Consider the following 25,077-nt stretch of genomic DNA (forward strand, 5'->3'; position numbering starts at 1 on the left):
AGACCACAAAAAATGCGACTCGTATCAGTCTAGCGCGTAACGGAGGTTTGCGAATGACCACAGCGCAAAGTGGTGCCTGCAATGAGTACGCTACGCAACACTCGTGCCGCGGCGTTCGCTGCAATGCCGCGCCGGGCGGGCTTTTCCGGCTTGGCGCATGCGTGCCAGACCCGATGCCGGCGCACCCTTCCCCTATGGAAAGCCCGATAGGAGCGGCGCCGAATTTTCAGTACCATAGCCGCCCGTTTCAAGCGGAACCGCTTATGCAAAGCTTCTACGAAGCGACCGTCAGCCGGCCTGAACGTCCGCGTTTGACCGGCCGGCACAGCACTCGCGTATGCATCGTCGGCGGCGGCCTGGCCGGCCTGTCGACTGCGCTCGGGCTTGCCGAGCGCGGCGTGCGCGAGGTCGTCGTGCTCGAAGCGGAACAGGTCGGCTTCGGCGCATCGGGGCGCAACGGCGGTTTCGTGTTCGGCGGCTATAGCCTCGACTGCGCGGACCTGCTGAGCATTCTCGGGCCGTCACGTGCGCGCGAACTGTACGCGCTGACCACCGATGCGGTCGATCTGATGCGCGAGCGCATTCGCCGCTATCGCATCGATTGCGATGCCACCGATGCCGGCGTGATTCTCGCGAACTGGTTCGACGAGCCGGCGCGGCTCGAGGCTCAACGCCGGTTGATGAAGGAATCGTTCGGCGTCGACTGGGAACCGCTCGATCGGCGCGAACTCGCGGCAAAGCTCAAAACCACGCGTTATCACGGCGGTCTTTTCGAGCGCCATGCATTTCACTTTCATCCGTTGAAGTATGTCGCCGGCATCGCCGCCGCGGCGAGCGACACCGGTGTCCGTATTTATGAGCATTCGCCGGTGCGTGGGCTGCGCGCCCAAAGCAGCGGATTCGTCGTCGAGACCGCGGACGGCGCCGTCGACGCCGAACATGTCGTGATGGCGGGCGGCGGCTATGCGCGCAACGTCTATCGGCGCGTCGAACGTGCGGTGCTGCCGATCGCCACCTACGTGATCGCAACCGAACCGCTCGGCGAGAGACTCAAAGAGGCGATCGACTGCGCGTCGGCCGTCTACGACACGCGCTTTGCATTCGACTACTACCGGCCGCTGCCCGATACGCGCATTTTGTGGGGCGGCCGGATCTCGATTGTCGAGCGCACGCCGCAGGCCATCATGCGGCTCTTACGCGGCGATTTGCTAAAGGTGTATCCGCAACTGCACGACGTGCGCATCGACTACGCATGGGGCGGCCTGATGAGCTATGCGCGTCACAAGATGCCGCAGATCGGTCAAAGCGCGGATGGCGTCTGGTATGCGGTCGGCTTCGGCGGCCATGGCATGGCGCCGACCACCGTTTGCGGCGAACTGCTCGCGGCGGCTATCAGCGGCGAAAAGCCGGTGCCCGAGGCGTTTGCGGAGTTCGGTTTGACGCCCACGTTCGGCGCTTTCGGACTCGCCGCCGCACAATTGACTTACTCCGCCATGCAGACGCGCGATGCTTTTGCTGCGAGATCTACAGCGAAATCGGCGGCGAAACTCCATGCGAAGCGGCGCACGCCATCACGCTAAGCGATGCGAATCAAACCGCTGCAAGATACACAAAATCGCCGCCTTTCCGTCGTTCATCATTGACTGCCGATTCGGCTTCTGGCTGGGCACGACCCTTGCGCCGATATAATTTCATCCTGTGTCACTACCATTTGCCGTTTGAATATCAAGGAGCGCCATGAGGAATCCGTTCAAAGCATCGTTATATACCGCCGCCCTGCTCGTCCCTTTTGCGCTTGGCGCATGTGCGCAATTTCAGCACAATCCCGATGCAGGCGATCCGGAAAACGACCAGATGACCAATCGCCCGGTTAACGATGTCGTTCAATGCCTCGAACAGGAAGCGAAAAAGCACGATACAAAGGTCACCACCTCGCCTATTCCTCAAGGCACGATGCTTGACTTCGGCGATTCGAATATCGTCAAGGTCCGCACCGATAACGGCGGCACCACCTACCGCTATTACGCAGGCAAGCGGCACATGTCGAACATGTGGATCGAAGGGGCCAGCAAGACATGCGCGCCGTGACCTCGTGATCTAAGCGAAAGCAAACGGCAATCGATTCGACATGCGAACCCGGCAACGCCGATGCGAACGCACACAGCCCGTGTGGCGTGCTGTCGCATCCTTGTCTTAAGTGTCGTTTAAGTTTCGCTCATCAAGATGCGATGCACTCGAATCGAACCGTGATCCGTATGAGGTGCCCGATGCACAACAATGACGATAACAACACGCGTGACACTCAGAAGACCCCGGCCGATTCTTCCGCGCCGGTAGCCGCCAAGCGGCCTACGATGCTGCGGCGGCTGCTGAGCCACCACGAGCTCGCGACGCTGCTATTGCTGTTGCACGCGCCTGTCGATGCGCATGCGAAGCCTGAAATTCCGATGCTGCAGGAAGCGGGACTGGTTGAAAGCATTGCATCGGCCGATGCCGGTGCGCCGCGTATTCGTCTGACTGATGAAGGCAACGCCGTCCTGCGCGGCCTCGGCCTCGGCGTCTGATAGCGCCGTTTCTGTCGTCAAGCTTGCCACACCGCGTATCCTGCCTCACGTAATCCGATCGCAAGCTCCACTTCCATATCGCGTGCGCCGTCGTACGGCATCGGATTGTAAAAGTCATACAGTTCAGGCATCAGCCGCAGACCGTAATCGCGCACATAGCGATTCGCCTGAATGTCCGCCTTGTGCCGGTCGAAGCGCAAGTCCGGGTCGAGGCCTGTCATCCCCACATACACGCAAGGCCTGGCGAAGCGATAGTCGGGATTCGCGCGCCTGAAGCGTGCTTCGTTCCATACGGTGTCGTCGAGGGCGACGACGTATACGTAATAGCGCAGCGCGGCGCCTCGTTTTTTCATTTCCCTTTGCGGCGCACGCGCATTGTGATGCGGCGAATCATGCGGCCGCGCGCTGGCGGCCATTGCCGAGCAGCAGTAACCGGTATTCGGTCGGCGTGACGCCGACGGTCGCCTTGAATTGCCGTGTGAATGCGCTGTGATCGGTATAGCCGCACAATGCGGCGACATCGGTGACCTTGTCGTGCGAGACGAGCAGCGCGGTCGCCGCATCGAGACGCGTTTTCAGCAGCACTTGCCGCGGCGTCAGATGGAACACCTTGTGGAAATAGCGTTCGAGTTGCGCAACGGACATGTCCGCCATCGACGCAAGCTGCTTCAGATTTAACGGCTGCACATAGTTTTGCTGGATGTACTGGACGACGATCGCAAGACGGCTGTAGGCCGGGTGACTGCTCTCATCGGCTTTCAGATCGCGTGACGTGCCCGCGAGGCCGACAATGTGCCCCGCCGCATCGCGCAGCGGCTGCTTGCAGGTCAGGCACCAACCCGGCTGGCGGCCCGGATACAGATGCAGTTCGAGCTGATCGAGCATCTGGTTGCCGACATGAATCACCGCCTGGTCCTGCGCGGTATAGATGCGGCCGAAACGGCTCGGAAAGACGTCTTCGGCGGTCTTGCCGAGCAACGCTTCCTTTTCCTTATAACCGCAGCGCGATACCAGCGTGCGGTTGACGAGCGCATAGCGCGCTTCGGCATCCTTCACAAAGAACACGGTGTCGGGCATGGCGTCGAAGACCGGCTCGAGCAGCGTGAAATGCGCGAGCATCGCGGTGAGCGGCGTCTCCACCGCACCGGGTTCCTGCGTCCCATAAGGACTTCCTTCGGTCGCCCCATTGGGACTTCCTTCGGGCGCGTCCAGCGGATGAGCCAGCGTGGTCATTATTTGCGGATTCCTCGTTCGCTGTGCGGTGCGGCGCGCCTGTCGCGTCGCCGGGCAGGACGTTGCCTCAACCGTCCCACAAGGACTTCGTTCGAGCGCTCCGAAGGGACTTCATTCGGGTGTGCGGACGATTATAGGGCCGCGCGGCGCGCTACAAAATTCGGGGCGCGCCCGAGTATGCGCGACCTTTTTGTCCTTTATTCCGCCGTCGGCGCGGTGTCCGGCGCGGCTTCGAGCAGCGTGCCGATCCGCGCGGGGCTGAACGGCGGCCGCGCCTGTGCGGTATTCCAGCCGAAATAGACTTCGGCCGCGCATCCGCAGATGCGCCCCTGGCAAGGGCCCATTCCGCAGCGCGTGTGCAGCTTCGCATCGCGCCAGCTCGCGTGCTCGCGCACCTGCGCGCAGGTGACGTCTTCGCAGCGGCAAAACAAGGTATCGTCCGGGGGCAGCGTGCGCGCCACCCCGCCGAGCGCGAACGCCGTCTCGACACGCCGTGCGAAGCGCCGCCAGCGATCGCGCTGCGTCTGCAGTTGCGCGGCTTCACGCTGTGCATCGACAGCCTGCAGTCCCGCGATTTCGCCTTCGACACTCGCGAGCTCCATTCCGCCGACTCCCGTGCACTCGCCCGCGGCAAACACATGCGCGAGCGATGTGCGCTGTGCGTCGTCGACAATCAGCGCGCTGCCCGCCACAGGATCGCGACGGATCGCGCAGCCGAGCGCCTCGCCGACCGTGACGTTCGGCACCAGCCCATAGCCGCACGCGATACGCTCGCAGTCGAGCACGACATCGCCAGCGATGTCCGCATCCGCATCCGCATCGGCATTGCGGTCTCGCCGGATTCTGATCTGCTCGACGCGATCGCTGCCGATCGCTTCGCGCACGACGCTGCCGGTCCAGTAGCGCATTCCAGCAAATCCGCGCGTAAGCTGCGCGGCCTGCCACAGTTTCGACGGCGTCGCGATAAGCCCCGCACCAAAGCGCGCGACCGCCGTCCACGGCGCCTGCTCGACCACGGCGATCACGTTGGCGCCCGCCTGCCGCGCGGTCGCAAGCGATGCGATCAGCAGCGGTCCGCTGCCGGCTATCACGATCCGTTCGCCGCGCACGGGTACGCCGCCCTTGATCAACGCCTGCAATCCGCCTGCGCCGGTTACGCCGGGCAAGGTCCAGCCCTTGAACGGCAGCATTCGCTCGCGTGCTCCGGTCGCAAGAATCAGCCGCTCATAACCGAGTTCGAGCGCGCCGTGTTCCACCGATTCGACGAGCAGGCTGCGTTCGTCGAGCGGCGCGACGACGCGCGCTGACGAAAATATGTCAACGCTATTCGTGCCGCGCAACGCGTCGAGGCGTTCGTTCAATGCCGGAGCTGGCGGATGCGAGGGACCGTGGCGCCATACCTGACCGCCTGCACGCGGGTTATCGTCAAGTACGGCGATGCGTACGTGCGCATGCCCCTGTGCCTGCGCGGCCGCGCGCGCAGCGCTCAAGCCCGCCGGTCCCGCGCCTACGATGACGACGTCATAGTGTTGTCTGTTCATGCCGTGTCACCGTCGCGCGCGTGCACCTGTCGTCTCGATCGTCTGTCCATCGCGGCAAAGCGTCTGGCACGCGAGCGCATGGGCGAAGCCGTCGATGGTCACGCGGCATTCGTGGCACACGCCCATGCCGCACAGCGCCGTGCGCGGCATGCCGCTTATCGAGGTTCGTGTGCCTGCGATGCCGGCATGGGCCGCGAGCGCGGCCGCGACGGTCGAGCCTTCGGGTAGCTCGAGAACATGTCCGTCAACGGTTACGTGCACGCGTATGTTACGTGCGTTAGCTTCGTTCGCGTCACGCATGGCAAAGTCCGAGTGTGAAGCGTGAGGGCAAATAAGGATCAATCGGGATCGTCGTCGCATCGCCGGTGATTTGCGCAGCAAGCAATTGCGCCGTAGCAAGCGATGTCGTGACGCCGAGGCCTTCGTGGCCGACCGCAAGCCAGACTTCCTCGCGCGAATTACCGGCCGCCGGTGCGACGGCCGCCGAAACGCCGTACCGCCCGATCAGCGGCAACCCATCAGGCGTCGCCGCCCGAAAACCGGTCCACGCACGAATGCCGTTCAATTTCGGTAGCTGCGGCAAATAACGCGCCGCGCGCCGCAACATCTGCGCGAGCACGGGCATTTCAACCGCAGGGTCGGTGGTATCGAATTGCCTCGACGAGCCGATCAGCAGTTGCCCGGTTGGCCTTGGCTGCGCGTTGAATGCGACCGAGGTGCCAGTCGCGTGATGCGCGCTCTTGATATAGCCGAGTTCGAGCAGCTCATGCCGGATCAGCCCCGGATAACGGTCTGTGATCAACAAATGGCCTTTCTTTGGTTGCAGTGGCAACGATCGCACAAGCCCGCTCGCACCGATGCCGTTCGCCACGATCACATGCGCGGCCTCGATGCGCTCACCATTCGCAAGCGTCACCGCGTGCGTGTCGACTGCGACGGCGCGCGCGCCGAGCCGCACGTCGATCCGCGCAGCGGCCGGGGACATTTGCAACAGCCACTGTGTAACCGACGGCGCGTAGACGATGCTGTCCTGCTCGATCAGCAGACCGCCGGCCATGCCATGCACCAGAGCGGGCTCGCACTCGCGCAACGCGGCCGCATCGAGCAACTGCGATGCAACGCCTTGCGCCGCGAACGCATCGTGCATGGCACAAGCCGCTTGCCATTCTTCGTCATCCTCCGCGACCCAGAGCGTGCCACAACGCGAAAACGCATCGCGCTCGCGCAGCTGCGGCGCGAGCGCGAGCCATAAGTCGCGCGAATACCGGCTCAGCGCGAATTCCGCCGGCGAGTCGTGCATCACGACGATATGCCCCATGCCCGCCGCGGTCGCGCCGCCGCCAATGCCGTGCTCGTCGAGTACCCGCACGCGCAGGCCGCGCGCAGCCAGTTCCGCTGCGCACGCCGCGCCGACAATGCCCGCGCCGACGATCAGTACATCCGCTTTCATCTACCGCCTCGCGTACCTGCTGCTCCGGTCGTCGCCCACGCCCTGGTTGCGCGCGCAACGGTTCCCGCGCCCGTGGCTATTAGAGGCGCTGCGATCGCTGACGTCATCGCGTCGGAATGCCCCATGCAAACGGGTCGCGCTCGTCGAAGCACAAGCGGCTCTCCGCCATGATGTGGGCGTGGCCGGTAATAGTCGGCACGATCGCGGTCACGCCATCGACCGGTTCGGCCTGCGCGTAACTCGCTTCGAACACACTGCCGATAATGCTTTCCTGATGCCATATCGCGCCCGGCGCGAGCTTGCCGTCGGCGGCCAGACACGCGACCTTGGCGCTCGTTCCCGTTCCGCACGGCGAGCGATCGTAAGCATTGCCAGGACACAGCACGAAGCTACGGCTATCGATACCCGCGCGCGAACCGGGGCCGAACAGCTCAATGTGGTCGATATAGCCGTCGGCTGCACCCGTGATGCCGGATGCGCTCAGCGCATCGCGCATCGCCGACGTGAACGTAGTCAGCTCTCCGATATTCGCGGGCACGAGCGTGCGCCCGTGATCCGCGACCAGGAAGAACCAGTTGCCACCCCACGCAATATCGCCCGTGAACGCGCCATAGCCCGGCACCTCGACCTTCACATCCTTCTTATGCCGATACGACGGCACATTACGCACCGATACGCTCAAATCGTCATTGAGCGTCGCTTCGACGATGCCGACCGGCGTCTCGATCCGGTGCCGGCCCGGGCCGATACGGCCCATATGCGCAAGCGACACGACGAGGCCAATCGTGCCGTGTCCGCACATGCCGAGATAGCCCACGTTATTGAAAAAGATCACGCCCGCCGCGCATTCCGGATCGTGCGGCTCGCACAGCAGCGCACCGACGACAACATCCGAGCCGCGCGGCTCGGTCACGATGCCGGCTCGCCAGTCGTCGAAACGCGTGCGGAAAACATGAAGGCGCTCGGTCAGCGTGCCGCTGCCGAGCTCGGGGCCGCCGGACACGACGAGCCGCGTGGGCTCGCCGCCGGTGTGCGAATCGATGACGTTCAGGGTTTTCATGGCGGACATGTTAGAAACGCGGCACGCGCGAGTCTTGACCCGGTTGCGCGCCGATTATGACGATTTCAGCATAGCGATGATTGCGCCGTGCCATTGTAGCGAATGCAGCGGTGGCGCCGCAGGCCGCGCCTGTCTCGCGTGCGCCTCGTGCTTCGTTTCTTCCGCTTCGATCCGTACCGTCGCTCTGCCGTTAGAGCAGTTCACCGCACACCTGGTGACAACCCCAATTGAGTCAATACCCCTTTACCAAAGGTTCAGGACGCCTATTCGCTGCAATCTTCACTATGCTGAAATCGTCACGCAGCACGCGCGAATCGCGCAAGACGGCCGATTTTGACGTGCTTACACTGCGATCGAATCATCAACTCAGGAGAGCAGTCGTGGCGCATATCTGGGAAGGCGTATTGCCCGCCGTCACCACCAAATTCAACGCGGATTTCAGCATAGACCGCGCATGGACGAAGAAAAATATCGAAGCACAGATCGATGCGGGCGTCGACGGCATCATCGTATGCGGCTCGCTCGGCGAAGCGTCGACGCTTTCTCTCGATGAAAAGCTGCAGGTGCTCGATATCGCCGTCGAGGCATCGCAAGGCCGCGTACCGGTTCTGCTGACGATCGCCGAAAACAGCACGCTCGACGCATGCCGCCAGGCCGAAGCCGGCGCGAAGCACGGCGCGGCCGGCTATATGGTGCTGCCGGGCCTGCGCTATCTGTCCGACCGCCGCGAAACAATCAACCATTTCCGCATGGTTGCGAACGCAAGCAGTTTGCCGCTGATGATCTACAACAATCCGCTCGCTTACGGTGTCGATATGACGCCCGAGATGTTCGCGGAGGTCGCTGACGAAAAGAAGATCGTCGCGATCAAGGAATCGTGCGGCGACGTGCGGCGCGTGACCGATCTGATCAACGCGGTCGGCGACCGTTACGCGATTCTGTGCGGCGTCGACAATCTCGCGCTCGAAGCGATGATGATGGGCGCGCACGGCTGGGTCGCCGGGCTCGTCTGCGCGTTTCCGAAAGAGACGGTTGCGATCTACAAGCTGTTCAAGGCCGGCCGCATCGAGGAAGCGCGTGCGATCTATCGCTGGTTCGCGCCGCTGCTCGCGCTCGATGTGTCGGCCAAGCTCGTGCAGAACATCAAGCTTGCCGAAACAATCGTCGGCCTCGGCACGGAACCGGTGCGGCCGCCGCGTCTGCCGCTGGCCGGCGACGAGCGCAAGGCCGTCGAAGCGCTGATTCGCCGCTCGATCGAAACGCGCCCGGCGCTGCCGAAGCTGTAAGCGCACGCGCGGCATCGCGTACGTGCAGCTATTTAGTGCATCTGGCTGCAGCACTCAACTACAGCACCATACCGCAGCACCATACCGCAGCACCAAACCGCGGTGTGCATGCCACGCACGCACACCGCGCGTCTCAAGGCATTCGCAACACCACGCTTGTCATCGAGGTTGGTCCACGACGCACCGGCCGCGTGCGCTTCAAGCCGCGCCTGCGTTCATTCATACACGGGGGAGTCATAGTGAAGCTCAAGGTATCGCATATCGTGATCGCATCGGCGCTCGCGTGGGCAACCGGCGCGCAGGCAGCAGACGGCGATGTCGTGAAGATCGGTTTTGCCGCGCCGTTGACCGGCCAGCAGTCGAACTACGGCACCGACATGCAAAAAGGCGCGCAGCTCGCCATCGACGATTTCAACGCGACACATCCGGTAATCGGCGGCAAGCCGGTTACATTCTCGCTGACCTCCGAAGACGACCAGGCCGATCCGCGCACCGGTACGACCGTCGCGCAGCGCCTGATCGACGACGGCGTGCGCGGTATTGTCGGCCACTTCAACTCGGGCACGAGCATTCCGGCTTCGGACCTGTACAACCGCGCGGGTCTGCCGCAGGTGTCGATGGCAACGTCGCCGGTCTATACGGCACGCGGCTACAAAACGACGTACCGGCTGCTCACGAGCGATTCGCAAGCCGGCAGCATCATGGGCACCTACGTGGTGAACAAGCTCAAATACAAGCGCGTCGCGATTATCGACGACCGCACCGCATACGGTCAGGGCATTGCCGACGAGTTCGCGACGGCCGTGACGGCGGCGGGCGGCACGGTCGTCAAGCGCGATTACACGAACGATAAGGCGCTCGACTTCTCAGCGATCCTGACCAACATGAAAGGCCTCGAGCCGGATGCGATTTTCTATGGCGGCGGCGACGCGCAATCGTCGCCGATGATCCGCAAGATGCGCCAGCTCGGCATCAAGTCGGCGTTCATCACGGGCGAGATGTCGAAGTCGCCGACGTTCCTGAAGGTAGGCGGCAACGCGGCGGAAGGCTCGATCGTCTATATGGGCGGATTGCCGAAAGAGAAGATGCCGGGCTTTTCCGGCTTCGAATCCCGCTACAAGGCGCGCTTCCACGAAGACCCCGTCACGTACTCGCCGTACTCGTACGACGGCACGATCGCGCTCCTGACCGCAATGAAAGACGCCAACTCGACCGACCCGAAGGTGTACACATCGTGGCTCGACAAGGTGAAGATCAAAGGTGTGACGTCGAACGACGTCGCATACGACTCGAAAGGCGATCTGAAAGATGCGCCGGTGACGATCTACAAGGTGGAAAAAGGCGGATTCGTGCCGATGGATACGATCGGCGGAAAGAGCTGATCGAGCCGGCGGAAGCATCCGGCCAAATCAATCCGGTTGATGCATACCGCGCGCGGCCCTTGCCGCGCGCTCTTCTTTTAAACGATCAGGCCGCGGCGGCCGCGGCCGTTTCTGCCCCTTCAGCCGCTGCGTTTTCCTCGCGCACGCAAAGAAGCCGGTAGCCGCTCTTGTACACCGGTTGCAGACGGTAGTCGTTGTGCTCTTCGATTTGCAACAGCAGACGCAGGCGCGACACGTGACTATCGATCGTGCGCGTGACTTCGCGAAACTCGCGCCCCCACACCATCGCGAAGATATGATCGCGCGACAGCACGCGGCCCACATTCGAAAAGAACAGCGCGGCCAGGCGAAACTGCGTGCCCGAAAGCTGCACCGGTGTGCCGCGCAAGGTCACGATCTGACGGCGCGTATCGAAATGGTACGGCCCGACGTCGAAACTCGACACGCCGAATCGCTCCGGATAGGCGCGCCGCAATAGCGACGTGACCCGCTCGCGGAATTCCGCGGTACGCACCGGAAAAGTCACGTAGTCGTCGGCGCCGGCGATCAGCGCGCGCACGACGCTTTCTTCGGAGTCGTCGGTCGATGCGAAGATGACCGGCACGCGATCGCCGTTCACGGCGCGCATCGATTTCAATACGTCGATGCCAGACATTCGGACACCGTGCCAATCGAGCACGAGCAGATCCGCGGTGGATCGCGCGAGCGCTTTCGACATGGTCAGACCATCGTCATAGACCATGCAGCTATGGCCGGCCTGTACAAGGATGCGCTCCAGTTGCTTGCTTCGCACCGGGTCGCGTTGAAGGATTGCTATACGCATTGTAAAAATTCTCGACTGTTGCCTCGGTGGCGATTCTCTGGGCACCAAATACCTGTGCCCATAAGATCAGTCTGAATTTGCGGCTTTGCGCCGATATTCGCGTCGATATTTCGCGAGAGCCCGAAACGTTGCGACAACACTTCGCCCTACCATGGGTGTCATGAAAACCCTATCCGTTTCCTCCTCGTCCGGGCCGTCGCCATCGGCCTCCTCGTCGCGTTTGACGCCCGCGCTGGCACGAATCGTTGCGACAGTCAGCGTCGGCTTTGTCGTCACACAACTCGATGTCACGATCGTCAATGTCGCGCTCGCGCGCATCGGCGCGGACCTTCATGCGAACGTCACAGCGCTGCAATGGATCGTCGACGCGTACACGCTCGCGTTCGCGGTGCTGATGCTGTCGGCAGGCGCGCTCGGCGATCGTTTCGGAGCCCGCAGAATGTTCGCAGCCGGGATCGCGCTGTTCGCGTTTGCATCATTGCTGTGCGGGCTCGCCTCGAATGGCGCATGGCTGGTCGCCGCGCGCGCGTGCCAGGGCATCGGCGCGGCTGCGATGCTGCCGAATTCGCTGGCGCTGCTCAACCGGTCGTGCGCGCATGATCCCAAGCTGCGCGCGCGTGCGGTCGGCCTATGGACCGCCACAGGCTCGATTTCGATCGCGGCCGGTCCGGTGATCGGCGGTGTGCTGATCGATGCATTCGGCTGGCGCAGCATCTTTCTCGTGAATCTGCCATTGTGCGCGGCGGGCCTCGCGGCAACCTTCGCGTGGCTGCCGAAAGCTGCGCCTGCAACGAACATAGCGAACGCATCGAACTCGACGACTGCCGCACCACATGCAGCGGCGCGCGGCATCGATCCGCTCGGTCAGCTATTCGCAGTCGTAGCGTTGACCGCATTCACAGGCGCGGTCATCCAATGGCGGCCGCTCGGACTCACGCATCCGTTTGTCGCGGGTGGTTTTGGCCTTGCGCTCGCCGCCGCGTGGGCGTTCATCGCAACCGAGCGGCGCATCGCCACACCGATGCTGCCGCTGTCGCTGTTCCGCAAGCGCACGTTCAGCGCTGCCGTGCTGTTCGGCATCTGCGTGAATCTGACGTACTACGGTGTTGTGTTCGTATTGAGCCTGTTCCTGCAGCGTGTGCGCGGCGATACGCCGTTGCAGGCGGGCCTCGCCTTCCTGCCGCTCACCGGAGGATTTCTGGTTTCGAACGTCGTGAGCGGCTGGGTGGTCGGCAAATTCGGCGCGCGCGTGCCGATGCTGACCGGCTCCTTGATTGCCGCGCTCGGCTACGGGCTCCTGCATCAGGTCGGCGCGCAGACGCCATGGTGGGCATTGCTCGTGCCGTTTCTGCTGATTCCGTCCGGCATGGGGCTCGCCGTTCCCGCGATGACGACCGCGGTGCTCGCATCAGCCGACGCGCAGCGCGCCGGCACGGCCTCGGCGGTGCTCAATACCGCGCGCCAGGCCGGCGGCGCGGTCGGGGTCGCGGCATTCGGCGCGCTCGCGAGCGGCGCGCAAGCCGCGCATATCGTGGACGGCCTGCACGCCGCGATGGCCATTTCGACGGCTATTCTGCTGCTCGCCGCGGTGCTTGCGCGCGGTGTCGAACCTCATCCGCATGCACGCGGATAAGGCCTTACAGGGTGACTTCCTGAATTTCCCCGGAATCGAGGGCCTTTTCGATGAGCCCTTCGCTCTGCGTTTTGCGAATCGCGTTTGCAACGAGATCTTCGGGCTCTTCTATTTCAGCCTTGATCGTGCTGATCAAACCGGACGCATCGAGAATAACGAGCGTCTTGGCCGAATCGGCCTGGCTGATGATGACGCGATGCGGTGTCGGCCCTTCGCCGAGGCTCGCGCAAAACTGCAAGACCTGGCCACCAATCGAATGGTCGAAAGCTTGAATCATTTGCGTGCTCCTTGTCAGCTCACTAAAGCCCACTAGAGGCTCGGGGCCCATTAGAGGCTCAGGCCCACTAGAGGCTCAGCCCACTACGCGGCGCCCGTGCACCATCGATGCTGATGCCCCCCGCGCCGGTCACGGTCAATAACAGGAAGCCGCCCGCAATCGCAATGTTCTTCCAGAAATGCACGACCATGTCGCGCTGCAGGGCGGCATCCGTGACATTCCAGAAATCATGCCCGAGAATCGCGGTCGCCACCGTGTAGATCGCAAGAATCAAACCGACCGCGCGAATCCTGAAGCCCACCACGAGAAAAATTCCGCCAAGCAGCTCGATCGCAATGACAAGCGGGGCTGCGAATGTCACGAACGGCACGCCCTGCGCCTGCAGGTAACCGACAAAACTTGCGTAACCGAGCCCTTTCATCGCTGCGCCCCAGAGGAACAGCACCGCAAGTGCAACACGCGCAAGAAAAATCACGCCGGACTCGACGGCACGCGACATGGATAGTCTCCTCCCTTTCAAATATGCAGAAGACCTTGCGAAAAAGCGTCAGTTCCCTGATTAGCGTGGCGCGGGTTCGCCATTGCCGTTATATGCACCAGGTATGGGATGCTGCAAAAAAGTACGTGCATCGCGTAAAAAAGCGTTCTAAAGCGTGTTTTTAAACCACCGCGTGTCACATGCGTTGTTATAATCCTCTCATAACTCGAACGAAATATAACGCCATTCCTGACGTGCCCCCAACGCGTCGCCCTCGAGGATTCCATGCTCAAAACTGAACGTCTGCGCGTGCTTGCCGATGCGTTGGCAAGGCAAAGTGTGATGCGTCTGCGCGATGCGGCGTCACTGCTCGGCGTTTCGGAAATGACGGTGCGCCGCGACATCGCTGCGAGTCCAGGAAAATTCACGTATCTCGGCGGCTATATCGTTAGCGCGACCGACGTGCCCAATAACGCCGGCTATTCACTCGAAGAGGAACAGGATCACTTTGCGCAGGCGAAGGCCGAAGCGTCGTCGATTGCGGCAGGGTTGATTGTCAGCAACGAAACGATCTTCATCGACTGCGGGACGACGCTCACCACGCTCGCGCGGCTGATTTCCGCAGAAACGAATGTGACGGTTGTCTGTTATTCGTTGAACGTGGCCGAAATTCTGCGGCGCAAGCCGAATGTGCGGATGATCCTGCTAGGCGGTGTCTATGTGCCATCGTCCGATTCGTTTTCCGGCGAGGAAAGCATCGACGTGCTGCGCCGCATGGGCATCAACAAGGCGTTTCTTTCGGCAGGCGGCGTCGATCCGGCGCGCGGCGTCACGTGCTGGAATTTTCATGAGGTCGCGCTCAAGCAGGCCGCCATGGCCAGCGCAGTCGAAAGCCACCTCGTGGTGGACAGCAGCAAATTTGGTGTGGTGAAGGCGGTGCGCTTTTCGCAGATCGACGATTTCGATTCGATCATCACCGAGAAAGGACAAGAGAAACGCCGGCCTAAATAAGCGCCGGCGTTTTTGCATCGCGTGATGGATGGTTTGGCGCGCCCCGCGCGCCGCGCTTTACTGCTTCTTGCGCTGCAGCGCGAACAGCGTGCCGGCGATCAGAATAAACGCGCCGATAATCACCTTCTGCCAGGTGCTCGGCACGCCGACCAGAATCAGCACGTTGTTGATCAGCGTCACGAGCACGACGCCAAGCAGCGTACCCACCACCGTGCCGGTGCCGCCGGTAATGCGCGCGCCGCCAAGAATCACCGCCGCGATCACATCGAGTTCCGTGCCCACGAGGTCGAACGGATTGGCGAGCCGGTTGTTCGACACGTGCAGAATGCCCGCGATACCGGCCAGCATGCCCGTATAGCCGAACACAAACAGATGAATCGCGCGCAGGTTGTAGCCGAGCCGCTCCGCAATCGCGAGGCTGCCGCCCATTGCATAGACGCCGCGTCCCATCATCGTGCGATTGAGCAGCCACCACGTCACCACTGCCGCAATCACGAGCGCGAGCACCGACGCCGGCAACACCGCGCGCAGACCGTCGGTCGTGTGATAGAAAAACAGCGGAATGCGCCCGAAGTGATCCATGCTGTGCGGGATGTTCATAAAGAACACGGTGCCGATGAAGGTCAGCAAAATCCCGCGATACAGGTATTGCGTGCCGATCGTCACGATCAGCGACGGCGCCTTGAGCCGATAGACGAGCACGCCGTTGATGAGCCCGAGAAGAATGCCGCCGATGGCGCCCGTCAGCAGAATCAGCGCGAACGGCGCATCGGGCCACCACGCGAACACGGCCTTCGTGATCGCGTACATGGTCAGCGCGGCGATCGCGGTGAACGACACGTCGATGCCGCCCGACGCGAGCACGACGAGCGTGCCGAGCGCGAATAGCGACACCGTGGTCGCCGAATGCAGCAGGTCGAACAGTGTGGCGAACTGGAAAAAGCGCGGGTTGATCGCGCCGACGATTACGCACGCCACGACGATCAGGCCGAAGGTAAACCATTCCGGCTGGCGCGCAAGACGCGCGCGCCAGCTGGGCGGCTTGACCTCGGGTGCAATTTTGCCGACGTTGGAAGTGGCCATGGTCCGGTTCACGCTCGATGACATCGTTGACTTCCTTTAAGCTTTAAAACTTCGAAGCGCTGAATCTGCGTCTGCTCATGCTCAAGCTGTGCTCAAGCTGCTTCCGACAGCAACGCGCGATACAGGTCCGCTTCGTGCAACTGGTCCGCGCGGTATTCGTTCGCGACGCGGCCCTTCTTCATCATCAGAATGCGGTCGCAGTTCTGCAGCAGTTCGGGCAAGTCGTCGCTAATCAGAATGATGCCGATGCCCTGCTGCGACAGCCGCTGCATGATGCGATAAATGATGTCCTTCGAACCGACGTCGACACCGACGGTCGGCCCATGCAGAATCAGCACGCGCGGGTCGATCGCAAGCCAGCGGCCGATCAGCACGCGTTGCTGGTTGCCGCCTGACAGCGATTGCACGGGCTTGTCGACATCGGGGGTGGCGATCTGCAGTTCTTTCACGGTTTCTACCGCGAGCGCCTGGGCGCGGGCGCGGTCGACCTGGCCGAAGCGGTCGCGCAAGCTCGAGATCATCGCGGTAATCACGTTGTCGCGAATCGGCTTGTCGAGAAACAGGCCTTCATTGAGGCGGTCTTCGGGCACGTAGCCGATGCGGTGTTCTTTCGCATCGGAAGGCGTGCGCACGGTAATCGATTTGCCGTCGAGCGTCAGTTCGCCTTTTTCCGCCGGCGCGACGCCGGCCAGCGCGCGCGCCAGTTCGTTGCGGCCCGAATCGAGCAGCCCCGTCACGCCGAGAATTTCGCCGCGCTGCAGGGTGAACGACACATCGCTGAACTGCCCCGCACGCGTCAGATGCCTGACGTCGAGCACGATTTCGCTGCCGACGCCCGTGCCGCCTTCGCGGTAACGCTCGTTCGACAGTCGCCGCCCCGTCATCAGTTCGCTGATCTGCGCTTTCGTGTACTGCTCGATCGGGCCTTGCGCCATCTTCTGGCCATCGCGCAGCACGATCACTTCACCGCCGATCGCATAGCATTCGTCGAGCTTGTGGCTCACAAACAGCACCGTCACGCCTTGCGCGCGCAGGTCGGCAAGCACGGCGATCAGGTTATCGACTTCCTTTTGCGTGAGCGACGTGGTCGGTTCGTCCATGATCACGAACTTCGCTTCGCTCGCAATCGCGCGTGCGATTGCGACGAGCTGGCGCGTCGCCAGCGGCAGCTGTTCGATGAGCGTCGCCTGGAATTCCGGATCGCCGGGCAGGCCGACCGCATGCAATGCGCGCTTTGCCGTTTCCATGAGCGCCTTGCGATCGAAGGTGCGCGCAAGGCGCCCCTTGTGCTCGGCCAGTTCCGTTGTGAGCGCAACGTTTTCCGCAACGCTCATGTTCGGCAGCAGCGACAGATCCTGATACACAGTCTCGATGCCGGCCGCGAGCGACTCGAGCGCCGACAGGCGCGCATGCCGCACGCCTTCGATCACGAGTTCGCCTTCATCGGGCGGCTGCGCACCCGAGATGATCTTGATCAGCGTGCTCTTGCCGCAGCCGTTTTCGCCGAGCAGGTGATAGATCTGCCCGCGCTGGAACGACAGGCTCACGCCGCGCAGCGCATGCACGCCGGTAAAGCGCTTGTGCACGCCGACCACTTCGAGAAACGGTGTCGAGGAAACGGGTGAGTTCATGATACAAAGCCGTTAGTCTTCAAACGCGCATCCACGCCGGAAAAAACACACTGCACACTGCATGACATGGCGCGGATGCGCGGTAACACAAGAGTTAAAGACAGGAACAAAGCTGATTCGAAATGCCAACTAATCCTGCTTAGAACGAGTATTGCTTGTAGTTCGACTTGTCGACGCTGACCCAGCCCTGACCACGAACGATAATGCCCTTACCCGGGCCTTTCGACACGGTCACCTTCTCGTAGCCCGGCAGACCGAGGTTCGCGCCGTTTTCGACTGTCTTGCCGTCGAGCAGCATCTTCGCGACCTTGTTCATTGCAATGCCAGCAAGCTTCGGATCCCAGAACGCAATGCCGTTGATCGCGCCGCTTTCGAGGTACTTGCCCGCTTCGGTCGGAAGGCCTGTGCCGTACACGCAGATCTTGCCCTGCCGGCCCGATTCCTCGACCGCGCGGCCGATGCCGATCACGTCGAGCGACGACGACCCCTGAAAGCCTTTCAGATCGGGGTATTTGCGCAGCACTTCCTTCGCCACTTCGTAGGCGCGCTCGCCGTCGTTATTCGTTTCGAGGTTCTTCTCGACAAGCTGCATCTTCGGGTACTTCTTCGCCGCATTGGCGATGCCGCCGTCGGCCCACTGCACCTGCGAGCGGCTGCCGAGCGAGCCGACCAGCGTCGCCCACTTGCCTTCGCTATGCATGCACGACGCGAGCCGCTCGTTGAGCGCAGCGCCGTACTCGCTATTGTCGAAGGCCTCGACGTCGACATTCGTGTTCTTCTCGTTGTCCGCTTCGTGCGTGACGACCTTGATGCCGCGGTCCATCGCTTTCTTGAGCGCCGGTTCGAGCGTCGGCGGGTCATACGGAACGACCGCGATCGCGTTCACTTTCTTCGCGATCAGGTCTTCGATAATCTTCAGCTGCTGTGCCGCATCGGCACGCCCCGGGCCCGTCTGATAAACCGTGATGCCGGGGTTCTCCTTGCCGAACTCCTTGACGCCTTCGTCCATCCGGTTGAACCAGCTGATGCCCGTCACCTTGACCACCGTGACAATCGTTTCATTGGTTGCCGCATAGGCAGTGGCCGCGACACCGGCGGCAAGCGCGCATGCTGTGAGGGCAACGCTGAATCGTACGGATTTCATATTAGTTGTCTCCTGACTTATTCGTTGATGCCCCACGATTGACGAAGACGGACGCCCGAGGCACGTCGCCCGCCCGATTTCATTGCGGCGCGCTAACCGCGCGCTTCACGCTTGCCGCCGGTTTGCGGCGGCTTTGCTTCGAGGCCGAAGATCGCACGCACGCGCACACCGCCCGCGAACGCAAGCGAGAGCAGCAGCAGAAAGCCCCACGCGCAATCGCCGAAAAACTGCGAGACGCCAAGCAGATTGAACAGGCTCGACAGGAACTGCAGCACGGTTGCAGCAAAGAACACGCAGATGATGCGTCCGTAGCCACCGGCCGGATTCACCCCGCCCATCACCGCGATCAGGATCGCGATCAGGAGATACGAATTGCCGTAATCCCATTTCGCGCTCAGCGTGTGCGACACGCTGACCAGCCCCGCCAGCGAAGCGAGCACGCCGCACATCGTGTAGGTGATGATCAGCATCCGGTCGCGCGGAATGCCTGCGTAGAACGCGGCGCGCTGGTTCGTGCCCATCAGATAGAGACGCAGGCCGAACGGCGTGCGCCTGAGCAGCCAGCCGAGCAATACGACGGCCCCCATAAAGATGATGAACTGGATCGGCACCTGGAAAAACGTGCCGTTGCCGATGTCGGAAAGCGGCTCGACGTAATCGACGTGCACCGATGCGCCATTGCTAAGCGCCACGGCAATGCCCGTGAACAGCAGCTGCGTGCCGAGCGTGCAAAGAATCGGCGTGAGCTTGAGGCGCGCGATGATAATGCCGTTCAACAGGCCGCCGATCAGCCCCGAAACCAGCACGATCACGCAGAACAGTGCGGTAAACAGCGCCGGCGAATCGTCGCCGCTCACGAACTTCGGCACGATCAGCGCCGCGATCATGCCCGACAGGTTCGCGAGCCCGACGCCGGAAAGGTCGATGCCGCCGTTGCCCGACAGCATCGACAGCATGATGCCGAGTGCAAGCAGCGCGATTTCGGGAAGCTGCGCGCCCATCGACTGCAGATTGTCGATACCGACAAACGCGCCATGCGACAACCCGATCGCGACAAGCACGACCACCAGATTCACGGCGAGCAGAAAATTCAGCTGCCGGTCATGAAACCATCTTGAGAGAAGAGATCCGTTCATTCGCGCCTTCCTTACGACTGATCCGTTCGCCCGCGTTTAGCGTGCCGCCTCGGCCTCGCGGCCGAGCACTTCATCGATTTCCCGGCGCGTCGGCATCGACGGCGCGGTACCAGGACGCGTAACCGAAATCCCCGCGAGCGCGCTACCGAAGCGCATCGCCGAAACGGCGTCTTCGCCACGCGCCAGCGCCGCCGCGAAACCGCCGGTGAAGCCGTCGCCGGCGCCCGCGGTCTCGACGACACGTCCGCAGCGATACGCGGCCACGAACACCGATTGCTGCGCCGAATGCAGCAGCGCACCGGCTTCACCGAGCGTGACGATGACCGTGCCGACGCCCTTTTTCAGCAGCACGTCGGCTGCGCGGCGCGCGTCGTCGATGTCGTTGACGGGCATGCCGGTCAGCGCCGCGGCTTCGGTTTCGTTCGGCGTGATGTAGTCGCACAGCGGGAAGATGTCGTCGTCGAGCGGCAACGCGGGAGCGGGATTGAACACCGTCGTCACGCCGTGCTTGCGCGCGACTTCGAGGCCGCGTTTCGCAGCCGGAATCGGCTGCTCGAGCTGCGTGACGAACACACGCGCACTGGCGATATCGGCTTCGATTTCGTCGACGTCCGCGGCACTCATCGTGCCCGCGGCGCCCGACGCGACGATGATCGCGTTCATGCCCGTCGTGTCGTCGACGAAAATGTGCGCGGCGCCCGTCGATGCGCCTTCGACGATCTTCGCGCGTGACGTGATGCCTTCGGCCTTCCACGTCGCTTGCGCGATCTCACCGAATGCGTCGTTACCGAGGCGCGTGCAGAACACCACATCGGCGCCCGCGCGCGCGGCTGCGACAGCCTGGTTCGAGCCCTTGCCGCCGGGGCCCATCGCGAAAGCGGACCCGGCAATGGTTTCGCCGATCAGCGGCATGCGCGCCGCACGAAACGTCAGATCGGTCACGTAGATGCCGAGGATCACCACGCGGCCTTGCACTTGCGACTGCGTGGTCATTTGCCTTGATCCTTCTTCGCGGCGCCCCCCATGGGGACTTGCTTCGCGGCGTCCGGCGCGAGCTGCACGCCTTTCTTGAATACGAAACAGCCATAACCGCGTTGCTCGCCGGTCGCGATCACGCAATAAGCCTTGCGGGCGCGCTCGTAAAACGCGAAGCGTTCGATCGATCTGAACGCAAGCTCACGGCCTTCCGCCGCATTCACTTCCGCTTGCGCTTCGCGCTGCACGGCCGGAATGGTATTCGGCTCGCCGACCACTTCCATGCGCAGCGCCGGATCGTCGACGAAGGTGTCGAGCGGCATCACGGACAGCACCGCGCGAACCGCGCGGGGCGCATCGGCGCCGTCGATACGCAGCAGCTTGCCGAGTACCGTTGCACGCGCAACGGAGTCGGCGGGAAAATTCGCATCGCAAATGATCAGCTCGTCGCCGTGCCCCATCGCGCGCAGCGCGTACAGCACGTCGGCATTGAGCAGCGGATCTACATTCTTCAGCACGTTGTCTCCTCCGTTTCGATTGGCGTGAAGCGTGATTGCAAGGTTAGCCTTCAACCTTTGGACATCACGCGTATCAATCGCCGTACGGGATCCAGATGTTCTTCACCTGCACAGCCTGGCGCAGCAGCGCCTGCCCTTCAGTCGAGCGGTCGAACCAGTCGAAGCGGCGCCCGTAGTCGACGAACGTGCGCTTCAGGTTGCCGGTCGACACGCGCTCGACCTTCGTCGATTCGCTTGCATCGCCGAAACACCAGAGCGCGTCGACGTCGTCATGTTTGGCAAGCGCGTCGAGCAAACCCGCGCGCTCGCCGGTGACGATATTCAGCACGCCCGCGGGCACATCCGATGTTTCCACGACCTGATAAAAATCCGTTGCGGCAAGCGGGCACGTCTCGCTCGGCAAGGCGATCACGCGATTGCCCATCGCCAGCGCCGGCGCCACCAGCGACACGAACGCGAGCAGCGGCGCTTCGTCCGGGCACGCAATGCCGATCACGCCGAGCGGCTCGTGCATCGCAAGCGCCACGCCGCGCAGCGGCGGCGCATGCACGGCGCCGTCGTACTTGTCGGCCCACGCCGCGTACGTGAAGAGGCGATTGACCGATGCTTCGACTTCGTTGCGTGCTTGCGCTTCGCTCGCGCCCGTGCGCGCCATCAATTGCGCGACAAACTCATGCGAACGCACCGCGAGGTTTTCAGCAAGGAAATACAGCACCTGCGCGCGGTTATGGGCGGTTGTGCCCGACCATTTCTGCGCGTTGCGCGCGGCGGCCACCGCATTGCGAATGTCCTTGCGGTTGCCCGCGCCGACTTCGCCCGCGAGCGAGCCGTCCGCTGCGTACACGGGCAACGAATAGCCGCTGTCCGGCCGCACCTGCTTGCCGCCGACAAAAAGCTTGGCGGTGCGATCGACGCCGAACGGATCGTCCGACTGCCATGCAACGCTTGCATTTTCAACGCCGTCAGCCGTCAACGCTTCGCTCGCTACGCGCTGTACCGCACGCCGCTGCGGCAGATTAAGCCAGGCGTTCGGCTTCAGGTATTCGTGAATGCCCTCGCGCCCGCCTTCGCGGCCATAGCCCGACTCGCGATAGCCGCCGAAGCCGACCGCCGCGTCGAACAGATTCGTTGCGTTGACCCAGACCACACCGCACGCAAGACGCGGCGCGATATCGAGCGCGCGGCCGATCGTCTCGCTCCAGACGCTGGCGGCAAGCCCATAACGCGTGTTGTTGGCGAGCGAAACCGCTTCGTCGGGTGTGCGAAAGCTCATCGTTACCAGCACGGGGCCGAAAATCTCTTCCTGCGCGAGCATCGACGCAGGCGCGACGCCGGTCACGAGCGTCGGCGGATAGAAGCAGCCCTGGCGCGGCATGTCGGTTTCCGACGATTGCCAGACCTGGCAACCTTCGCGCCGCCCTGCTTCGACGAGCGACTGGATCCGCTCGAGCTGGACCGGATCGACGATCGCGCCAATATCGATGCCCTTGTCGAGCGACGGCCCGACGCGCAGCGTCGCCATGCGGCGCTTGAGCTTTTCGATAAAGCGCGCTTCGACGCCTTCCTGCACGAGCAGGCGCGAACCTGCGCAGCACACCTGGCCCTGATTGAACCAGATCGCGTCGACCACGCCTTCAACGGCGCCGTCGAGGTCCGCATCGTCGAATACGATAAACGGCGACTTGCCGCCGAGTTCGAGCGTCAGCGATTTGCCGGAGCCCGCTGTGGCTTCGCGAATCAGACGGCCCACTTCAGTCGAACCGGTGAACGCGATCTTGTCGACGTCCGGATGATCGACCAGCGCCGCGCCGGTGCGGCCGTCGCCCGTCACGACGTTGAGCACGCCCGACGGCAACCCCGCGCGCTGCGCGAGTTCAGCGAACAGCAAGGCGGTGAGCGGCGTGTATTCGGCCGGTTTCAATACGACGCAGTTGCCCGTGGCGAGCGCGGGCGCGATCTTCCACGCGAGCATCAGCAGCGGGAAATTCCACGGCACGATCTGGCCGATCACGCCGAGCGGCGCGTAGTCCGCGAATTCGCTGTCCTGCAGTTGCGCCCAGCCGGCGTGGTGCAGAAAGTGCCGCGCGACGAGCGGAATATCGAGGTCGCGCGTTTCGCGAATCGGCTTGCCGTTATCGAGCGCCTCGAGCACCGCGAACAGACGGCTATGCCGCTGCACCATGCGCGCCAGCGCATACAGGTGCCGCGCACGGCCCGCGCCGCCCAGCGCGCGCCATGCGGGTTGCGCGGCGCGCGCGGCAGCCACCGCCGCATCGACATCGGCCGTATCGCCCTGCGCGATCTGCGCGAGTTCCTCGCCCGTTGCCGGCTCGTGCGTCGCGAAACGCTCGCTCGAAGACGGCGCGCGCCACGCGCCGCCGATGAAATGACCGAAGACGCCGTGATGCTGCGCAAGCCACGCGCGTGCGGGCTTGTCGTCCTCCGGTGCGGGACCGTAATCCATCGATGAAAAATACTCGGCTACGCTCATGAGAATCGGAATGCTTGCGGATGCAACGTTATGCCACGGGGTGGCGATTGAAGGACGAGTAACGGCCGCTCGCGTGATGCTCGAGCTGACGCTCGATATCGGCAAGCAGGCTCGACGCGCCGATCCGGAACAATTCGGGCTCGAGCCAGGGGCGGCCCAGCTCTTCCTTCATCAGGATCTGATAGAGCAACGCGGTCTTCGCATCGGAGACGCCGCCGGCCGGCTTGAAGCCGATCAGCACTCCCGTGCGCGCGTGATATTCGCGAATCATGCGGACCATCACGAGCGACACGTCGAGCGTCGCGTTCACGCCCTCCTTGCCCGTCGACGTCTTGATGAAATCGGCGCCGGCCATCATGCAGACCATCGATGCACGCGCCACGTTCGACAGCGTGCGGATATCGCCGGTCGCGAGAATCGCTTTCAGATGCGCGTGGCCGCACGCGGCGCGGAAGTCGCGCACTTCTTCATAGAGCGCGCGCCAGTTGCCGGTCAGCACATACTCGCGCGTGACGACGATATCGATTTCTTCGGCGCCGTCGGCCACCGACGCTTCGATCTCCTTCAGTTTCAGCTCGTGCGGATTGAGACCCGCCGGGAAACCCGTCGAAACCGCCGCCACCGGAATGCCACTGCCGCGCAGCGCATCGACCGCGGTGGCGACGAAACGGTGATACACGCACACTGCGCCCGTGGTGATGCCGTGCGGCGCGATGCCGAGTTCGGCGAGGAGGTCCGCGCGCACCGGCTGGCGCGCTTTCGCGCACAGGCGCCGCACGCGGCCTTCAGTATCGTCGCCGTTCAGCGTCGTGAGATCGATGCAGGTGATCGCTTTGAGCAGCCAGGCGGCCTGCGCATCTTTCTTGACGGTGCGGCGCGTGCCGAGCGTCGCGGTGCGCCGCTCGACTGCCGATTGATTGACCCGCATCTCGTCGAACCACGAAGGATCGAACGGTACGCCAGGGTTGCGCGCGGGATGGACGATGGCGCCGCGCGACAGCGCGACGACGGAGGAAGACAAGGTAGAAGCTTCAGGCATGAGACGTTCGCGGTTTTGTGCAATGCACAGCAACGACTGATGGTTTGTTCGCAATCAATCGTATTCCAATGAGAGGATCTTAACAAGTGTCGTTACGTTGATTTCACGCCACTGTTCATCCGCTACCGGCCGCGCGCGCGCCGGCGCCCCGCCGCACAAGGCTTCCGGCCCGGTGCACGCACGTATCGGGGTTTTCACCTAAAACGCGGGTCAGCGTGTCAAAGCGGACGGAATGCGCGGCACATACGTTGCTCAATGCGAAGGCTAAACCGAAAGGTGGAGGCGCGTGAGCCCGGCTCTGCGCGGCCCGCCAAGCGCGGCG

The 25,077-nt window shown here is 62.9% G+C and carries 24 protein-coding genes; 7 read left to right on the forward strand and 17 right to left on the reverse strand.

The annotated features are described in order from the left end of the window. Window positions 1-263: 263 nt before the first annotated feature. The 3 genes from KZJ38_RS34990 (at window position 264) to KZJ38_RS35000 (ending at window position 2,564) form a co-directional block, all read left to right on the forward strand. A complete protein-coding gene (locus KZJ38_RS34990; protein WP_219801582.1) occupies window positions 264-1,580 on the forward strand; it encodes an NAD(P)/FAD-dependent oxidoreductase in 1,317 nt (438 codons plus the stop codon). Window positions 1,581-1,737: 157 nt separating this feature from the next. Next, on the forward strand, window positions 1,738-2,088 hold the full coding sequence (locus tag KZJ38_RS34995; RefSeq protein WP_246641927.1) for a hypothetical protein: 351 nt from the start codon (window positions 1,738-1,740) through the stop codon (window positions 2,086-2,088). A gap of 266 nt (window positions 2,089-2,354) precedes the next feature. Further along, window positions 2,355-2,564, forward strand: coding sequence for a hypothetical protein (locus KZJ38_RS35000; protein ID WP_219803807.1), 210 nt, complete (start codon window positions 2,355-2,357; stop codon window positions 2,562-2,564). Window positions 2,565-2,581: 17 nt separating this feature from the next. Here KZJ38_RS35000 and KZJ38_RS35005 read toward each other — a convergent pair whose 3' ends face one another. The 6 genes from KZJ38_RS35005 to KZJ38_RS35030 all read right to left on the reverse strand — a co-directional run bounded on the left by KZJ38_RS35005 (window position 2,582) and on the right by KZJ38_RS35030 (window position 7,857). After that, window positions 2,582-2,917 carry a hypothetical protein gene (locus tag KZJ38_RS35005; protein ID WP_219801583.1) on the reverse strand — a complete coding sequence of 112 codons (336 nt, stop codon included), beginning with the start codon at window positions 2,915-2,917 and terminating at the stop codon, window positions 2,582-2,584. Window positions 2,918-2,954: 37 nt separating this feature from the next. Beyond that, on the reverse strand, window positions 2,955-3,797 hold the full coding sequence (locus KZJ38_RS35010; protein ID WP_425518398.1) for a helix-turn-helix transcriptional regulator: 843 nt from the start codon (window positions 3,795-3,797) through the stop codon (window positions 2,955-2,957). A gap of 197 nt (window positions 3,798-3,994) precedes the next feature. Next, on the reverse strand, window positions 3,995-5,338 hold the full coding sequence (locus KZJ38_RS35015) for an FAD-dependent oxidoreductase (protein ID WP_219801584.1): 1,344 nt from the start codon (window positions 5,336-5,338) through the stop codon (window positions 3,995-3,997). Between the two features lie 6 nt (window positions 5,339-5,344). Further along, window positions 5,345-5,638: a 2Fe-2S iron-sulfur cluster-binding protein gene (locus KZJ38_RS35020; RefSeq protein ID WP_219801585.1), complete on the reverse strand. Its 294-nt coding sequence runs from the start codon at window positions 5,636-5,638 to the stop codon at window positions 5,345-5,347. Beyond that, window positions 5,631-6,788 carry an NAD(P)/FAD-dependent oxidoreductase gene (locus KZJ38_RS35025; RefSeq protein WP_219801586.1) on the reverse strand — a complete coding sequence of 386 codons (1,158 nt, stop codon included), beginning with the start codon at window positions 6,786-6,788 and terminating at the stop codon, window positions 5,631-5,633. The genes KZJ38_RS35020 and KZJ38_RS35025 overlap by 8 nt, the downstream gene beginning before the upstream one ends. Window positions 6,789-6,891: 103 nt before the next feature. Next, the gene (locus KZJ38_RS35030; RefSeq protein WP_219801587.1) at window positions 6,892-7,857 is read right to left on the reverse strand and encodes a 4-hydroxyproline epimerase; all 966 of its coding nucleotides are present in this window, start codon (window positions 7,855-7,857) and stop codon (window positions 6,892-6,894) included. A gap of 371 nt (window positions 7,858-8,228) precedes the next feature. Here KZJ38_RS35030 and KZJ38_RS35035 point away from each other — a divergent pair, with 371 nt between their 5' ends. Both KZJ38_RS35035 and KZJ38_RS35040 read left to right on the forward strand, forming a co-directional pair. Then, window positions 8,229-9,134 carry a dihydrodipicolinate synthase family protein gene (locus KZJ38_RS35035; RefSeq protein ID WP_219801588.1) on the forward strand — a complete coding sequence of 302 codons (906 nt, stop codon included), beginning with the start codon at window positions 8,229-8,231 and terminating at the stop codon, window positions 9,132-9,134. A gap of 239 nt (window positions 9,135-9,373) precedes the next feature. Next, window positions 9,374-10,516, forward strand: a complete 1,143-nt coding sequence (locus KZJ38_RS35040; RefSeq protein ID WP_219801589.1) for a branched-chain amino acid ABC transporter substrate-binding protein — start codon at window positions 9,374-9,376, stop codon at window positions 10,514-10,516. Between the two features lie 85 nt (window positions 10,517-10,601). On the opposite strand, the gene KZJ38_RS35045 is transcribed toward KZJ38_RS35040, so the two are convergent. After that, on the reverse strand, window positions 10,602-11,339 hold the full coding sequence (locus KZJ38_RS35045; RefSeq protein WP_219801590.1) for a response regulator transcription factor: 738 nt from the start codon (window positions 11,337-11,339) through the stop codon (window positions 10,602-10,604). Window positions 11,340-11,499: 160 nt separating this feature from the next. Between KZJ38_RS35045 and KZJ38_RS35050 the strand changes: the two genes are divergently transcribed. Beyond that, window positions 11,500-12,972 carry an MFS transporter gene (locus tag KZJ38_RS35050; RefSeq protein ID WP_219801591.1) on the forward strand — a complete coding sequence of 491 codons (1,473 nt, stop codon included), beginning with the start codon at window positions 11,500-11,502 and terminating at the stop codon, window positions 12,970-12,972. Between the two features lie 4 nt (window positions 12,973-12,976). Here KZJ38_RS35050 and KZJ38_RS35055 read toward each other — a convergent pair whose 3' ends face one another. Together KZJ38_RS35055 and KZJ38_RS35060 are read right to left on the reverse strand one after the other, a co-directional pair. Beyond that, window positions 12,977-13,249 (reverse strand): hypothetical protein, encoded by a 273-nt coding sequence (locus KZJ38_RS35055; protein ID WP_219801592.1) that lies wholly within the window; start codon window positions 13,247-13,249, stop codon window positions 12,977-12,979. A 67-nt stretch (window positions 13,250-13,316) separates the two neighbouring features. Next, window positions 13,317-13,748 (reverse strand): DoxX family protein, encoded by a 432-nt coding sequence (locus KZJ38_RS35060; RefSeq protein WP_219801593.1) that lies wholly within the window; start codon window positions 13,746-13,748, stop codon window positions 13,317-13,319. A 264-nt stretch (window positions 13,749-14,012) separates the two neighbouring features. On the opposite strand from KZJ38_RS35060, the gene KZJ38_RS35065 reads away from it, so the two are divergent. Further along, on the forward strand, window positions 14,013-14,738 hold the full coding sequence (locus KZJ38_RS35065; RefSeq protein ID WP_219801594.1) for a DeoR/GlpR family DNA-binding transcription regulator: 726 nt from the start codon (window positions 14,013-14,015) through the stop codon (window positions 14,736-14,738). Between the two features lie 57 nt (window positions 14,739-14,795). Here the strand turns inward: KZJ38_RS35065 and KZJ38_RS35070 are convergent, their stop codons facing one another. The 8 genes from KZJ38_RS35070 to deoC all read right to left on the reverse strand — a co-directional run bounded on the left by KZJ38_RS35070 (window position 14,796) and on the right by deoC (window position 24,755). Further along, entirely contained in the window at window positions 14,796-15,845 is a 1,050-nt protein-coding gene (locus KZJ38_RS35070) for an ABC transporter permease (protein WP_219801595.1), read from the reverse strand. A gap of 68 nt (window positions 15,846-15,913) precedes the next feature. Next, window positions 15,914-17,452, reverse strand: a complete 1,539-nt coding sequence (locus tag KZJ38_RS35075; protein ID WP_219801596.1) for a sugar ABC transporter ATP-binding protein — start codon at window positions 17,450-17,452, stop codon at window positions 15,914-15,916. Between the two features lie 139 nt (window positions 17,453-17,591). Further along, the gene (locus KZJ38_RS35080; protein ID WP_219801597.1) at window positions 17,592-18,596 is read right to left on the reverse strand and encodes an autoinducer 2 ABC transporter substrate-binding protein; all 1,005 of its coding nucleotides are present in this window, start codon (window positions 18,594-18,596) and stop codon (window positions 17,592-17,594) included. Between the two features lie 92 nt (window positions 18,597-18,688). After that, window positions 18,689-19,732 carry an ABC transporter permease gene (locus tag KZJ38_RS35085; protein WP_219801598.1) on the reverse strand — a complete coding sequence of 348 codons (1,044 nt, stop codon included), beginning with the start codon at window positions 19,730-19,732 and terminating at the stop codon, window positions 18,689-18,691. 36 nt (window positions 19,733-19,768) lie between these two features. Continuing rightward, window positions 19,769-20,725, reverse strand: coding sequence for a ribokinase (gene rbsK / locus KZJ38_RS35090; protein WP_219801599.1), 957 nt, complete (start codon window positions 20,723-20,725; stop codon window positions 19,769-19,771). Continuing rightward, a complete protein-coding gene (locus KZJ38_RS35095) occupies window positions 20,722-21,225 on the reverse strand; it encodes an RbsD/FucU family protein (protein WP_219801600.1) in 504 nt (167 codons plus the stop codon). The genes rbsK and KZJ38_RS35095 overlap by 4 nt, the downstream gene beginning before the upstream one ends. Window positions 21,226-21,298: 73 nt before the next feature. After that, complete coding sequence (locus KZJ38_RS35100; protein ID WP_219801601.1) at window positions 21,299-23,716, reverse strand: aldehyde dehydrogenase family protein; 2,418 nt, start codon at window positions 23,714-23,716, stop codon at window positions 21,299-21,301. Between the two features lie 28 nt (window positions 23,717-23,744). Then, window positions 23,745-24,755 (reverse strand): deoxyribose-phosphate aldolase, encoded by a 1,011-nt coding sequence (gene deoC, locus KZJ38_RS35105; protein ID WP_219801602.1) that lies wholly within the window; start codon window positions 24,753-24,755, stop codon window positions 23,745-23,747. Window positions 24,756-25,077 lie beyond the last annotated feature (322 nt).

Origin of the sequence: Paraburkholderia edwinii, from assembly GCF_019428685.1 — a bacterium.
GTDB classification, from domain to species: domain Bacteria; phylum Pseudomonadota; class Gammaproteobacteria; order Burkholderiales; family Burkholderiaceae; genus Paraburkholderia; species Paraburkholderia edwinii.

Bases quoted from the DNA above. Each gene is read 5' to 3' on its own strand.
- deoC (WP_219801602.1), bottom strand. From the start codon at position 24,755: ATGCCTGAAGCTTCTACCTTGTCTTCCTCCGTCGTCGCGCTGTCGCGC.
- KZJ38_RS35025 (WP_219801586.1), bottom strand. From the start codon at position 6,788: ATGAAAGCGGATGTACTGATCGTCGGCGCGGGCATTGTCGGCGCGGCG.
- KZJ38_RS34995 (WP_246641927.1), top strand. From the start codon at position 1,738: ATGAGGAATCCGTTCAAAGCATCGTTATATACCGCCGCCCTGCTCGTC.
- KZJ38_RS35045 (WP_219801590.1), bottom strand. From the start codon at position 11,339: ATGCGTATAGCAATCCTTCAACGCGACCCGGTGCGAAGCAAGCAACTG.
- KZJ38_RS35020 (WP_219801585.1), bottom strand. From the start codon at position 5,638: ATGCGTGACGCGAACGAAGCTAACGCACGTAACATACGCGTGCACGTA.
- KZJ38_RS35080 (WP_219801597.1), bottom strand. From the start codon at position 18,596: ATGAAATCCGTACGATTCAGCGTTGCCCTCACAGCATGCGCGCTTGCC.
- KZJ38_RS35030 (WP_219801587.1), bottom strand. From the start codon at position 7,857: ATGTCCGCCATGAAAACCCTGAACGTCATCGATTCGCACACCGGCGGC.
- KZJ38_RS35100 (WP_219801601.1), bottom strand. From the start codon at position 23,716: ATGAGCGTAGCCGAGTATTTTTCATCGATGGATTACGGTCCCGCACCG.
- KZJ38_RS35010 (WP_425518398.1), bottom strand. From the start codon at position 3,797: ATGACCACGCTGGCTCATCCGCTGGACGCGCCCGAAGGAAGTCCCAAT.
- KZJ38_RS35050 (WP_219801591.1), top strand. From the start codon at position 11,500: ATGAAAACCCTATCCGTTTCCTCCTCGTCCGGGCCGTCGCCATCGGCC.
- rbsK (WP_219801599.1), bottom strand. From the start codon at position 20,725: ATGACCACGCAGTCGCAAGTGCAAGGCCGCGTGGTGATCCTCGGCATC.
- KZJ38_RS35000 (WP_219803807.1), top strand. From the start codon at position 2,355: ATGCTGCGGCGGCTGCTGAGCCACCACGAGCTCGCGACGCTGCTATTG.
- KZJ38_RS35085 (WP_219801598.1), bottom strand. From the start codon at position 19,732: ATGAACGGATCTCTTCTCTCAAGATGGTTTCATGACCGGCAGCTGAAT.
- KZJ38_RS35055 (WP_219801592.1), bottom strand. From the start codon at position 13,249: ATGATTCAAGCTTTCGACCATTCGATTGGTGGCCAGGTCTTGCAGTTT.
- KZJ38_RS35065 (WP_219801594.1), top strand. From the start codon at position 14,013: ATGCTCAAAACTGAACGTCTGCGCGTGCTTGCCGATGCGTTGGCAAGG.
- KZJ38_RS35060 (WP_219801593.1), bottom strand. From the start codon at position 13,748: ATGTCGCGTGCCGTCGAGTCCGGCGTGATTTTTCTTGCGCGTGTTGCA.
- KZJ38_RS35070 (WP_219801595.1), bottom strand. From the start codon at position 15,845: ATGTCATCGAGCGTGAACCGGACCATGGCCACTTCCAACGTCGGCAAA.
- KZJ38_RS34990 (WP_219801582.1), top strand. From the start codon at position 264: ATGCAAAGCTTCTACGAAGCGACCGTCAGCCGGCCTGAACGTCCGCGT.
- KZJ38_RS35005 (WP_219801583.1), bottom strand. From the start codon at position 2,917: ATGAAAAAACGAGGCGCCGCGCTGCGCTATTACGTATACGTCGTCGCC.
- KZJ38_RS35015 (WP_219801584.1), bottom strand. From the start codon at position 5,338: ATGAACAGACAACACTATGACGTCGTCATCGTAGGCGCGGGACCGGCG.
- KZJ38_RS35075 (WP_219801596.1), bottom strand. From the start codon at position 17,452: ATGAACTCACCCGTTTCCTCGACACCGTTTCTCGAAGTGGTCGGCGTG.